This is a genomic window from Burkholderia sp. Ax-1724, assembly GCF_011752995.1.
In the GTDB taxonomy this organism is placed as follows: domain Bacteria; phylum Pseudomonadota; class Gammaproteobacteria; order Burkholderiales; family Burkholderiaceae; genus Paraburkholderia.
Genome location: NZ_VWWL01000007.1, coordinates 172,775 through 185,568 on the forward strand (window position 1 = coordinate 172,775; position 12,794 = coordinate 185,568).

The 12,794-nt window shown below is 66.0% G+C and carries 7 protein-coding genes; 6 read left to right on the forward strand and 1 reads right to left on the reverse strand.

Annotated features, from left to right (window positions below; genetic code table 11):
- The first annotated feature begins 144 nt into the window (after positions 1–144).
- The 3 genes from F3J19_RS11285 to F3J19_RS11295 are packed head-to-tail and all read left to right on the forward strand — an operon-like array spanning position 145 to position 6,148.
- Positions 145–1,386 (forward strand): efflux RND transporter periplasmic adaptor subunit, encoded by a 1,242-nt coding sequence (locus F3J19_RS11285; RefSeq protein WP_167040877.1) that lies wholly within the window; start codon positions 145–147, stop codon positions 1,384–1,386.
- 18 nt (positions 1,387–1,404) lie between these two features.
- Entirely contained in the window at positions 1,405–4,626 is a 3,222-nt protein-coding gene (locus F3J19_RS11290) for an efflux RND transporter permease subunit (RefSeq protein WP_167040880.1), read from the forward strand.
- A gap of 1 nt (position 4,627) precedes the next feature.
- Positions 4,628–6,148 carry an efflux transporter outer membrane subunit gene (locus F3J19_RS11295; RefSeq protein WP_167040883.1) on the forward strand — a complete coding sequence of 507 codons (1,521 nt, stop codon included), beginning with the start codon at positions 4,628–4,630 and terminating at the stop codon, positions 6,146–6,148.
- 372 nt (positions 6,149–6,520) lie between these two features.
- Here the strand turns inward: F3J19_RS11295 and F3J19_RS11300 are convergent, their stop codons facing one another.
- Positions 6,521–7,930: a nucleobase:cation symporter-2 family protein gene (locus F3J19_RS11300; protein WP_167040886.1), complete on the reverse strand. Its 1,410-nt coding sequence runs from the start codon at positions 7,928–7,930 to the stop codon at positions 6,521–6,523.
- A gap of 529 nt (positions 7,931–8,459) precedes the next feature.
- Here F3J19_RS11300 and F3J19_RS11305 point away from each other — a divergent pair.
- The 3 genes from F3J19_RS11305 (at position 8,460) to fghA (ending at position 12,746) form a co-directional block, all read left to right on the forward strand.
- Positions 8,460–10,118, forward strand: a complete 1,659-nt coding sequence (locus tag F3J19_RS11305; protein ID WP_167040888.1) for an FGGY family carbohydrate kinase — start codon at positions 8,460–8,462, stop codon at positions 10,116–10,118.
- A 651-nt stretch (positions 10,119–10,769) separates the two neighbouring features.
- On the forward strand, positions 10,770–11,876 hold the full coding sequence (locus tag F3J19_RS11310; RefSeq protein WP_028197996.1) for an S-(hydroxymethyl)glutathione dehydrogenase/class III alcohol dehydrogenase: 1,107 nt from the start codon (positions 10,770–10,772) through the stop codon (positions 11,874–11,876).
- A 15-nt stretch (positions 11,877–11,891) separates the two neighbouring features.
- The gene (fghA, locus tag F3J19_RS11315) at positions 11,892–12,746 is read left to right on the forward strand and encodes an S-formylglutathione hydrolase (protein WP_167040891.1); all 855 of its coding nucleotides are present in this window, start codon (positions 11,892–11,894) and stop codon (positions 12,744–12,746) included.
- Positions 12,747–12,794: the final 48 nt, after the last annotated feature.

Here is a 12,794-nt window from a genome sequence, read left to right on the forward strand (position 1 = left end):
GCACATTTCACACAGGTGCCCCTGCAGGCGCGGTTCGCATTCACGGGCTACCGGTCAAGCGTCGCAAGACGCATGTGTGCGCAGTCGTCCCCGGGGTAGGGATGCGCGCACTTTTTCTTCTCAGTCTTTGACAGAGGTTGCTCCATGCGCGTCGAACGGGTTCCATTCCGCTTAATCAGTGCCGCGACGGCTGCCATCTTGCTGGCGGCATGCGGACCAAAACAATCTGCCCCGCCGCCCCAGACGCCCGAAGTCGGCGTCGTCACCCTCCAGCCGACGACCGTGCCGGTCGTCACCGAACTCCCCGGCCGCACCAGTGCGTTCCTCGTCGCGCAAGTCCGCGCACGGGTGGACGGCATCGTGTTGCACCGCGAGTTCACGGAAGGCAGTCAGGTCAAGGCGGGTCAACGCCTCTACAAGATCGATCCGGCACCGTACATCGCCTCGCTGAATAACGCGAAGGCGTCGCTCGCGAAGGCGCAGGCGAACCTCGTGTCGACCACCGCGCAGGCCAACCGCTACAAGGTGCTGGTCGCCGCCAATGCGGTCAGCAAGCAGGACTACGACAACGCGGTTGCCGCCGAAGGCCAGGCCGCCGCCGATGTCGCCGCCGGCAAGGCCGCGGTCGACACCGCGCAGATCAACCTCGGCTATACCGACGTAACCTCGCCCGTGACCGGCCAGATCGGCGTGTCGCAGGTCACGCCGGGCGCGTACGTGCAGGCGAGCCAGGCCACGCTGATGGCGACGGTCCAGCAGCTCGATCCTGTCTACGTCGACCTCACGCAATCGAGCCTCGACGGCCTGAAGCTGCGCCGCGAAGTGCAGGAAGGGCGTCTGAAGACGAGTGGCCCGGACGCGGCCCAGGTGTCGCTCGTGCTCGAAGACGGCCGGGTCTATCCGGAGAAGGGCAAGCTGCAGTTCACCGACGTCACCGTCGACCAGAGCACCGGCTCGGTCACGGTGCGCGCCATCTTCAAGAACGCGGACCACGTGCTGCTGCCGGGCATGTTCGTGCGCGCGAAGATCGAGGAAGGCGTGAACCAGAACGCGCTCATCGTTCCGCAAATAGGCGTCACGCACGACCAGAAGGGTCAGCCTACCGCGCTCGTCGTCGATACCGACAACAAGGTCGAGCTGCGTCCGCTCGTCACCTCGGGCACGTTCGGCGCGTACTGGGTGATCGCAGACGGCCTGAAGGCCGGCGACCGCGTGATCGTCCAGGGCACCGACAAGGCGCGCCCCGGCCAGCAGGTCAAGCCCGTGCCGGCGCAACTGCCCGGCGATGCGGCTTCCGGCGCGGCCGCGCAAGGCGCGCCGGCCGCCAGCGGCGCGCAACCGGCGCAACCCGCGGCTCAACCCGCTTCCGCTGCATCGGGCGCGTAATAACAGGGAGCCCGCTTCATGGCAAAGTTCTTTATCGATCGCCCGATTTTTGCCTGGGTGATCGCCATCATCCTGATGCTCGCGGGTATCGCGTCGGTGTTCACGCTGCCGATCGCGCAATACCCGACCATCGCGCCGCCGTCCATCCAGATCAGCGCAACGTATCCGGGCGCCTCGGCAAAGACGGTGGAAAACACCGTCACGCAGGTGATCGAGCAGCAGATGAGCGGTCTCGACCACCTGCTGTACCTCGCGTCGACCTCGGACGACTCGGGCACGGCAACCATCACGCTGACGTTCGCGGCCGGCACCAACCCTGACATCGCGCAGGTGCAGGTGCAGAACAAGCTGCAGCTCGCCACGCCGCTGCTTCCGCAGGCGGTGCAGCAGCTCGGCACCAAGGTCACGAAGTCGAGCAGCAGCTTCCTGCTGGTGATGGCGTTCGTCTCGACCGACGGCAGCATGTCCAAGTACGACCTCGCGAACTACGTGGCGTCGAACATCGAAGACCCGGTCAGCCGTATCGACGGGGTCGGCACGGTGACGCTGTTCGGCTCGCAGTACGCGATGCGGATCTGGCTCGACGCGAACAAGCTGAACAACTTCTCGCTCACGCCGGTCGATGTGCAGGCCGCGCTGCAGGCGCAGAACGTGCAGGTCGCGGGCGGCGCGCTCGGCGGCACGCCGTCGGTGCCGGGCCAGGTGCTGCAGGCCACGATCACCGAGGCGACGCTGCTCAATACGCCCGAGCAGTTCGGCAACATCCTGCTGAAGGTCAATCCGGACGGTTCGCAGGTGCGTCTGCGCGACGTGTCGCACATCGAGCTCGGCGGCGAAAACTACAACTTCGACACCAAGTACAACGGCCAGCCGACGGCAGGCTTCGGTATCCAGCTCGCTACGGGCGCGAACGCGCTCGCCACTGCGAAAGCGGTGCGGGCAAAGGTCGCCGAACTGTCGAAGTACTTCCCGCACGGTCTCGTCGTCCAGTACCCGTACGACACGACGCCGTTCGTGCGCCTGTCGATCGAGGAAGTGGTCAAGACGCTGCTCGAAGGTATCGTGCTGGTGTTCCTCGTCATGTACCTGTTCCTGCAGAACCTGCGCGCCACGCTGATCCCGACGATCGCGGTGCCGGTGGTGCTGCTCGGCACGTTCGCGATCATGAGCGTGGTCGGCTTCTCGATCAACGTGCTGTCGATGTTCGGCCTCGTGCTCGCAATCGGCCTGCTGGTGGACGACGCGATCGTGGTGGTGGAAAACGTCGAGCGGGTCATGCAGGAAGAGGGCTTATCGCCTCGCGAGGCAACCCGCAAGGCGATGGACCAGATCACCGGCGCGCTCGTCGGCGTGGCGCTCGTGCTGTCGGCGGTGTTCGTGCCGGTGGCGTTCTCGGGCGGCTCGGTCGGCGCGATCTACCGGCAGTTCTCGCTGACGATCGTCGCGGCGATGGTGCTGTCCGTGCTCGTCGCGCTGATTCTGACGCCGGCGCTGTGCGCGACGATCCTCAAGCCGATTCCGAAGGGGCATCACGAAAAGGCCACCGGTTTCTTCGGCTGGTTCAACCGCACCTTCAACGCGAGCCGCGACAAGTACCACTCGGGCGTGCACCACGTGATCAAGCGCTCGGGCCGCTGGCTCATCATCTACATGGTGGTGATCTTCGCGGTCGGCCTGCTGTTCGTGCGTCTGCCGAAGTCGTTCCTGCCTGATGAAGACCAGGGCACGATGTTCGTGCTCGTGCAGACGCCGACCGGCTCGACTCAGGAAACCACGGCGCGCGCGCTGAAGGACGTGTCCGACTACCTGCTCAACGACGAGAAGGCAATCGTCGAGTCGACCTTCACGGTGAACGGCTTCAGCTTCGCCGGCCGCGGCCAGAACGCGGGTCTCGTGTTCGTGCGGATGCGGGACTACGGCGAGCGCCAGCATGCGGACCAGAAGGTGCAGGCGCTCGTGGGCCGTCTCTTCATGCACTTCAGCAGCTACAAGAACGCGCTCGTGTATCCGGTCAATCCGCCGTCGATTCCTGAACTCGGCACGGCAGCGGGCTTCGACTTCCAGCTGCAGGACCGCGCCGGTATCGGTCACGCGAAGCTGATGGAAGCGCGCAACATGCTGCTCGGTCTCGCCGCGAAGGACCCGACGCTCGCGCAGGTGCGTCCGAACGGCCTGAACGACACGCCGCAGTTCAAGGTGAACATCGACCACGAGAAGGCCGCCGCGCTTGGCGTGTCGCTCGCCGCGATCGACCAGACGTTCTCGATCGCGTGGGCGTCGCAGTACGTCAACAACTTCCTCGATACCGACGGCCGGATCAAGAAGGTGTACCTGCAGGGCGACGCGCCGTTCCGCATGAAACCGGAAGACGTGAATGCCTGGTTCGTGCGCAACAACGCCGGCACGATGGTGCCGTTCTCGGCCTTCGCGAGCACCGAGTGGACGTTCGGTTCGCCGAAGCTCGAGCGCTACAACGGTATCTCGTCGGTGGAAATCCAGGGCGCGGCCGCACCGGGCAAGTCGACCGGTCAAGCCATGGCGGCGATGGAAGCGCTCGTCACGAAGCTGCCGCCCGGCGTCGGCTACGAGTGGACGGGGCTGTCGCTGCAGGAACGCCAGTCCGGTTCGCAGGCGCCGATCCTGTACGGCATCTCGATCCTCGTCGTGTTCCTGTGTCTCGCGGCGCTGTATGAAAGCTGGTCGATCCCGTTCTCGGTGATCATGGTGGTGCCGCTCGGCGTGATCGGCGCACTGCTGGCCGCGACCTTGCGCGGGCTCGAGAACGACGTGTTCTTCCAGGTGGGTCTGTTGACCACGGTCGGCCTGTCGGCGAAGAACGCGATTCTGATCGTGGAATTCGCGCGCGAACTGCAGCAGGGCGAAGGCATGGGGCCGATCGAGGCCGCGCTCGAAGCGGCGCGTCTGCGGCTGCGCCCGATCCTGATGACCTCGCTCGCGTTCATTCTCGGCGTGCTGCCGCTCGCGATCAGTAACGGCGCGGGCTCGGCCAGCCAGCACGCGATCGGCACCGGCGTGATCGGCGGTATGTTGACGGCGACCTTCCTCGCGATCTTCATGATCCCGATGTTCTTCGTCGTGATCCGCGCGAAGTTCGGCGGCGAGAAGGAAGACCCGGACGAGGCGCTGCGCCACTACGAACAGCACCATCCGCATGAACCGCAGGGTGGCGGTTCGGCAGGCGGGTCGGCTGACCATGACTCGGGCAAGGATGGACATTGAGATGCAAAAACATTCTTTGATTGCAGTGGCGGTCGCGCTGCTCGCCGCGGGTTGCACGATGGCGCCGCACTACGAGCGCCCCGCCGCGCCCGTCACGGCGACCTTCCCGACGGGCGGCGTGTACGACACGCAGCCCGGCGCTCCGGGCGCGCGCAGCGCGAACGGCCAGGCCGCCGCCGACATCGGCTGGCGCGAGTTTTTCGTCGATCAGCGCTTGCAGCGGCTCATCGAAATCGCGCTGAAGAACAACCGTGATCTGCGTGTGTCGGTGCTGAACATGCAGGCGTCGGCCGCGCAGTACCGGATCGTGCGCGCAGGTCTGTTCCCGACGCTCAATGCCGCGGGGTCGCAAAGCCGGCAGCGCACGCCGCGCGACCTGCTGATCTCGCCCAACGGCCCGACCATTTCCAACACGTATTCGGTGGGGCTGAATGCGTCGTGGGAAATCGACTTCTTCGGGCGCGTGCAGAGCCTCAAGGACCAGGCGCTGGCGACGTATCTCGGTACGGCGCAGGCGCGCAAGGCCGCGGAAATTTCGCTGGTCTCGCAGGTCGCGAACCAGTACCTGACGCTGCTCGAACTCGACGATCTGCTGAAGGTCACGCAGGACACGCTGACGAACGCGCAGGAGTCGTACCGCATCACGAAGCTGCAGTTCGACAACGGCACGGGTTCGGAACTCGATCTGCGCCAGGCGCAAACGGTCGTCGAGACCGCGAGCGCCAATCTGCAGGCGCAGGCGCGTTTGCGGGCGCAGGCTGAAAACGCGCTCGTGCTGCTGGTCGGCGAGCCGTTGCCGGCCGATCTGCCGCCGGGCTTGCAGCTGAACGACCAGAATCTGCTCACGGACATTCCGGCGGGCTTGCCGTCCGACCTGCTCACGCGCCGTCCCGACATCATGGAGGCCGAGGAGAACCTGCTCGCGGCCAACGCGAATATCGGCGCGGCGCGCGCGGCGTTCTTCCCGAAGGTCTCGCTGACCGGCAGCTTCGGCACGCTGAGCCCGACGCTCGGCGGGCTGTTCAAGCCGGGCTCGGCGGCGTGGAGCTTCGCGCCGTCGATCACGCTGCCGATCTTCGAGGGTGGCCAGAACATCGCCAACCTCAATCTCGCCAACATCGAGAAGAACGTGCAGATCGCCACGTATGAAAAGGCGATCCAGACGGCCTTCCGCGAAGTGGCGGACGGGCTTGCGGCGCGCGGCACCTACGATCAGCAGATTCAGGCGCTCGAGCGCAATACGTCGGCCGAGCAGCGTCGCCTCGATCTGTCGAACCTGCGCTACAAGAACGGCGTCGACAGCTATCTGTCGGTGCTGACCGCGCAGACCGATCTGTATTCGTCGCAGCAGTCGCTGATTACCGCGCGCATGCAGCGCCTCGAAAACCTGGTCACGCTGTACCAGGCGCTCGGCGGCGGCTGGATCGAGCACACCGGCGACCAGCCGCGTCCCGCGGACGCGCCGGTCGACTACGGTGCGGCGAGCGCGCCGGTCGCAGCTTCGGCGGCGACGGCGGGGTGAGCGTCGGCAGTCGGTAACGTGCTGGCGCGGCGGCGCCCGGCGAAGTAGAGGGAACCGCCCACCGCTCGCGCAAGCAAGCGGCGCAGCAAACAGAAAAGCCACGGCGTGCCGTGGCTTTTCTGTTTGTGTGCGGTATCCGTCGCGCCGAGAAGCCGAATGGGCTTCAAGCGAGGCGATGGCAAATCAGGTGGCAGTAGATGAGCGGGGCCGGTACTTGCTCGGCGACGCTCAAAGCACAATCCACGGTGCCCAGCGTCCTGCCATGGCGCGATTCATCGCCTGCGCCTGCGCTTGCGTCGAAGACTTCACCCACGACACGGCGAACCCAAACCGAAATCCAAACCCGAACCCGCCGCCGGCACCCACCAAAGCTCAATGCAAATCCGCCGCCCGCAGCATCTCGTTATGCGGCGGCTCGCTGCCCGCGCTCGTGTCGAGATCGTGTCCGGCGCGGCGGATCTCGCAGCGCGCCTTCTTCTCGCTCTTCACGCCGTTGAAGATCAGGTTCAGCACGACCGCCGACACTGACGCCAGCAGAATCCCGCTATGCAGCAGCGGCGACAGCGCCGGCGGCAGTTGCGAGAAGAAGTGCGGCGACACGACCGGCACGAGCCCGAGGCCGATGCTGACCGCGACGATGAACAGGTTGTGGTGATTCTTCACGAAGTCGACGCGCGAGAGCACCTTGATGCCGTTCGCCGCGACCATGCCGAACATCACGATGCCCGCGCCGCCGAGCACGAACGCCGGCACCGAGGCGACCACCTGCGCCATCTTCGGGAACAGGCCGAGCAGCACGAGGATCACGCCGCCCACCGCGCAGACGAAGCGGCTCTTCACGCCGGTCACGCCGATCAGTCCGACGTTCTGCGAAAACGACGTATGCGGGAACGAGTTGAAGATGCCGCCGATCAGCGTGCCGAGCCCGTCGACGCGCAGGCCGCGCACCAGCGTCTTCTGATCGACCGGACGATTGACCATGTCGCCGACCGCGAGGAACATGCCCGTCGATTCGATGAACGTGACGAACATGACCGTGACCATCGTCGCGATCGAGAGCGGGTCGAAGTGCGGCAGACCGAAGTGGAACGGCATCACGAAGCCGACCCACGGTGCGTGCGTGACGCCGTCCATGTTGACGCGGCCGAGCAGCAGCGCGATCACGAAGCCGGCGACGATGCCGAGCAGCACCGAGATATTGGCGACGAACCCCCGGGCAAACTTGTTGATGAGCAGGATCAGCGTCAGCACGAGCAGCGACAGGCCAAGGTAGACCGGATTGCCGTAGTCGGGATTGCCGACGCCGCCCGCCGCCCAGTTGATGCCGACTTCCATCAGCGAGAGGCCGATCACCGAAATCACGACGCCGATCACGACCGGCGGGAAGAAGCGCAGCAGCTTGCCGACCATCGGCGCGGCCAGAATGCCGATCACGCCGGCCGCGATCGTCGAGCCGAAGATGTCGAGAATGCCGAGCGAGGGATTGGTGCCGATTGCGACCATCGGCCCGACGGCCGCGAACGTGCAGCCCATGATGACGGGCAGACGGATGCCGAAGATCCACAGCCCGAGCGTCTGGATCAGCGTGGCGATGCCGCACGAGAACAGGTCGGCGCTGATCAGGAACGCGATCTGGTCTTTCGGCAGCTTGAGCGCCGCGCCGATGATGAGCGGTACCGCGACTGCGCCGGCGTACATGACCAGCACGTGCTGGATGCCGAGGGTGAGCAACTGGCCCGCGGGCAGGTGTTCGTCGCACGGGTGAACCGTGTTCGCTTGCATATCGTCTGTCTCCACCATCTGTTTTGGAATGACTCCAAGGTATCGGGGACGAAAATCCGCTACAAGACCGCGCGCGGCTATTCCGGCATTCCCGGTGACGATATGCGCGGGCCTCGTTTGAAAGCCGGATCGAAGGCCGGCACGCGGTTTATCGTGGCTGCATCCCCGGCGGATCGGCGGCGGGCCCTGTGTGGCGGCGAGTGCGGGCAGGGTGCGCCGGCGCGCGGCACGGATGCGTCGCGCGCGGGGATATGTGTGAGAATCAATAACGTGTATCTCGCTCGCAGCATAGTCCTGTTTTGAGATGGTTCGCGGCATGGCGGGGTTAACCCGCGTTTGGCGGGTTTGCGGTGCTTGCGGGCCGTGCGCCGGACGTTGCTTCTGGCCGCGTGTTTTGCGGCGCTTGGGGTGCTGTTTCCAGTTGCGCTTCCAGCCGCGCCTCCGGCCGCGCTTCTGGTCATGTTTCCAGCCGCGTTTCCTGCTTCGCTTCCAGTCCCTCCTTCATCCTTATTTCGACGTCCTCGCACCCATGAGTTTTCTCGGCATCGACCTCGGCACCGGTTCCCTCAAAGCGGCAGTCGTCGACGAACACGGCCGCGAGCAGGCGGTGTCGAGCGTCGCTTATGCGTTCGATACGCCGCGCGCGGGCTGGGCCGAGATCGCGGTAGAGACGTGGTGGAGCGCGCTCGTCGAGGCGCTGGCGCGTCTGCCGCGGCATCTGCGCGACGATGTGCGGGCGATCGGCCTGTCCGGCCAGATGCACGGCGTCGTGCTGCTCGATGCGCACGGCGAGCCCGTGCGTCCCGCGCTGCTATGGCCCGACTCGCGCGCGCTCGATCTGCTCGACGCGTGGCCCGAGCCGCAGCCGAATCCGGTCGCGCCTGGCATGGCCGGTCCGCTGCTGCGCTGGATCGTGCTGCATGAGCCGCAGACCGCGCGCCGCACGCGTTGGGCGTTGCAGCCGAAAGACTGGCTGCGCGTCGCGCTCGGCGGCGCGTTCGCGACCGATCCGTCCGATGCTTGCGCGACCGCGCTCGCCAGTCCGGCCGGCGTGTGGGATGCGGCGCTGCTCGAGCGGCTCGGGATTCCGCGCGACTGGTTCGCGCCGCTCGCGCCGTCGTATGCGGCGGCCGGTGTGCTGTCGCAGAGGGCCGCGCAGGCACTCGGCTTGCGCGCCGGCATCGTGCTCGCGACCGGCGCCGCCGATACGCCGTGCGCGGCGCTCGGCAGCGGACTCGCGCAGGACGGCGATGCGCTGCTGACCACTGGCACGGGCGGACAGATCGCCGTCCTCGCGAGCGGCGAGCCCGTGGCGGTGAAGGGGCTGCATCGCTATCGCGCGGCCAGCGATCACTGGTATCGGATGGCGGCGATGCAGAACGTCGGCATTGCGCTGGAGCGTGTGCGCGGCTGGCTGTCGTATGAGTGGGTGGATGCGTATCGCGAGGCGTTCGGTGATGCCGTTGCCGATGTGTCCGGCGCTGTATCTGGTGGTGCCGCGAACGGCAAATCCGCCGGGTCCGTCAGCGGGGCGCCCGGCGAGCCGATGAGCGCGGTATCGAGCGCGAGTTTCGGCGCGAGTGCCGACACGCCCACCGGCGCTGACCTCGGCGCTGACAGCAACGCCGCCCTCAGCGCTGCCCCCACCCGGACAACTCGCCCGGCAACCCACGGCGAATCCCGCGCATCTTCGGGCCTGACCTTCCTTCCGTACCTGACCGGTGAGCGCACGCCGTGGCTCAACCCGCAGGCGCGCGGCGGCTGGCTCGGCCTCTCGCTCGAACACACGCGCGGCGCGATGATGCGCGCCGCGTTCGAAGGCGTTGCGTTCTCGCTGCGCGCCGGGCTCGATGCGGTTCGCTCGAGCGGGGCCACGGTCACGGCGCTCAAGCTCGCGGGCGGTGGCTCGGTCGATCCACGCTGGCGTCAGCTGCTCGCCGATGCGCTCGGCGTCGAGCTGCATGCGGTCGACTGTCCGAACGCGGCACCGCGCGGTGCCGCGATACTCGGCGGCCTCGCGAGCGGTCATTGGCATGCGCGCGATCTTGCCGCGCTCGCGCCCGGCGCGACGCGCGTGGCGGGTCCGCGAGGCGATGCGGCGCTGGCGGAGCGCTATGCACGCTTCGTCGATCTGTATGGCCGCGTCGAGCCGTGGTTCGGTGGTACGACGCAGCGCGAAGCCCGGTAGCGGTAGCGGCGATGAACGCGGCGGCCGTCCCGGCGAGCACGAGGCCATGCTGCGGCAACGTGTACTGGCATGGCAAAGTACGGCGATGGGTGCTGCAACGGCGTTGCAACGAATCCTGGACGGCGAGGCAACAAGCACGGCAATGAATATTGCAAAACGCACGGCAACACACCTGGTAGCGACCGCGGCAACGACTACGGCAACACACTTGGCAACGACCGCGGACAACAAGCAACGCACGAAGCGCAGTCACCGAGCATGCTCTCGCCCCACACTTTGCAATACCATTACGCTTTTCGCGCGCCAAGCCGCCGCCCGGTACGCGATGCCGCAGGACGCGACATCGCCAATCGCGAGCCGTGCAGGCAGCAAGCAACAGCAAGCAACAGCAAGCAACAGCAAGCAACAGCAAGCAACAGCAAGCAACAGCAAGCAACAGCAAGCAACAGCAAGCAACAGCAAGCAAACAGCAGCAAGCAACGGCTCGCACGAGCCCGGCCGCAGCGCAAGCATGGTCCCGGCTCACGAACCAGGACACGCAGTCGAACACGAAGCAGCGCACGAACCAGAACACGCGCGCGCCGCGGCATCCCGATCCGCGACGCGCTCCGCACAATCAAACCGACTCACGGACCCACAGGAGCATTGACGATGAAGACCAAAGCAGCAATCGCATGGAAAGCCGGCGCCCCGTTGACGATCGAGGAAGTCGATCTCGAAGGTCCGCGCGCCGGTGAAGTCCTGATCGAAGTGAAGGCGACGGGCATCTGCCACACCGACTACTACACGCTGTCGGGCGCCGACCCCGAAGGCATCTTCCCGGCGATTCTCGGCCACGAAGGCGCGGGCGTGATCGTCGATGTCGGCCCCGGCGTCGGCACGCTGAAGAAGGGCGATCACGTGATTCCGCTTTACACGCCCGAATGCCGCCAGTGCAAGTTCTGTCTGTCGCGCAAGACCAACCTGTGTCAGGCGATCCGCTCGACGCAGGGCAAGGGCCTGATGCCCGACGCGACCTCGCGCTTCTCGCTCGACGGCAAGCCTTTGTTCCACTACATGGGGACGTCGACGTTCTCGAACTACATCGTCGTGCCGGAGATCGCGGTCGCGAAGGTGCGCGAGGACGCGCCGTTCGACAAGATCTGCTACATCGGCTGCGGCGTGACGACCGGCGTCGGCGCGGTCGTGTATTCGGCGAAGGTCGAGGCGGGCGCGAACGTGGTCGTGTTCGGGCTCGGCGGCATCGGCCTCAATGTGATCCAGGGCGCGAAGATGGTCGGCGCGGACAAGATCATCGGCGTCGATCTGAACCCGGGACGCGTCGAGCTGGCGAAGAAGTTCGGCATGACGCACTTCATCAACCCGAACGAAGTCGAGAACGTCGTCGATCACATCGTGCAGCTGACCGACGGCGGCGCCGACTACTCGTTCGAATGCATCGGCAATACCAAGGTGATGCGCCAGGCGCTCGAATGCACGCACAAGGGCTGGGGCCAGTCGTTCATCATCGGCGTCGCGGCGGCCGGCGAGGAGATCAGCACGCGGCCGTTCCAGCTCGTGACGGGCCGCGAGTGGAAGGGCTCGGCGTTCGGCGGCGCGCGTGGCCGCACCGACGTGCCGAAAATCGTCGACTGGTACATGGAAGGCAAGATCAATATCGACGACCTCATCACGCACCGTCTGCCGCTCGAACGCATCAACGAGGGCTTCGACCTGATGAAGAAGGGCGAGTCGATCCGTTCGGTCGTGCTGTACTAAGCGAGGAGCGCCGCGATGCTCGAACTACTCTCGTCGCACGCCATTCATGGCGGCGAGCAGCGCTTCTACCGGCACGAGTCGCGCACGATCGGTCTGCCGATGCGCTTCTCGGTCTATCTGCCGCCGCAGGCCTTGCATGAGAACGCGGGACGTGTCCCGGCGTTGTTCTATCTGGCCGGACTGACCTGCACGGAAGAAACGTTTCCGATCAAGGCCGGCGCGCAGCGCTTCGCGGCCCAGCACGGCATCGCATTGATCGCGCCGGACACGAGCCCGCGCGGCGCGAACGTGCCGGGCGAGAGCGATGCATGGGACTTCGGCGTCGGCGCGGGTTTTTACGTCGACGCGACTGCAGAGCCGTGGTCGAAGCACTACCGGATGTACTCGTATGTGCGCGACGAACTGCGCGAGACGGTCGTGAGCGAGTTGCTGGTCGATGGCGCGCGCCTCGGCATCTTCGGTCACTCGATGGGCGGGCACGGCGCGTTGATGCTCGCGCTGCGCAATCCGGACCTCTATCGGTCGGTGTCGGCGTTCGCGCCGATTGCGGCGCCGGTGCGTTGCCCATGGGGCGAAAAGGCGTTCGGCGGCTATCTCGGCAACGACCGCGAAGCGTGGCGTCAGTACGACGCGAGCGAACTGGTTGCGCAGGCATCGCACAAGTTCGCGCAAGGGATTCTCGTCGATCAGGGCCTCGCGGATCAGTTCCTGCCGACGCAGCTGAATCCCGACGTGTTCGAAGCCGCGTGCAAGGCCGCGGGTCAGCCGCTGACGTTGCGCCGTCATGCGGGTTATGACCACGGCTACTACTTCATCTCGACCTTCATCGAAGATCACCTTGAGCATCACGCGAAGGTGTTGCTCGGCTGAAAATGCCATAAAACACGGTGTGAAATGAAGAGCGGCGGCACGTGCAGA

Coding starts and splice junctions, on each gene's coding strand:
- F3J19_RS11310 (WP_028197996.1), top strand. CDS start 10,770: ATGAAGACCAAAGCAGCAATCGCATGGAAAGCCGGCGCCCCGTTGACG.
- F3J19_RS11290 (WP_167040880.1), top strand. CDS start 1,405: ATGGCAAAGTTCTTTATCGATCGCCCGATTTTTGCCTGGGTGATCGCC.
- F3J19_RS11305 (WP_167040888.1), top strand. CDS start 8,460: ATGAGTTTTCTCGGCATCGACCTCGGCACCGGTTCCCTCAAAGCGGCA.
- F3J19_RS11295 (WP_167040883.1), top strand. CDS start 4,628: ATGCAAAAACATTCTTTGATTGCAGTGGCGGTCGCGCTGCTCGCCGCG.
- fghA (WP_167040891.1), top strand. CDS start 11,892: ATGCTCGAACTACTCTCGTCGCACGCCATTCATGGCGGCGAGCAGCGC.
- F3J19_RS11300 (WP_167040886.1), bottom strand. CDS start 7,930: ATGCAAGCGAACACGGTTCACCCGTGCGACGAACACCTGCCCGCGGGC.
- F3J19_RS11285 (WP_167040877.1), top strand. CDS start 145: ATGCGCGTCGAACGGGTTCCATTCCGCTTAATCAGTGCCGCGACGGCT.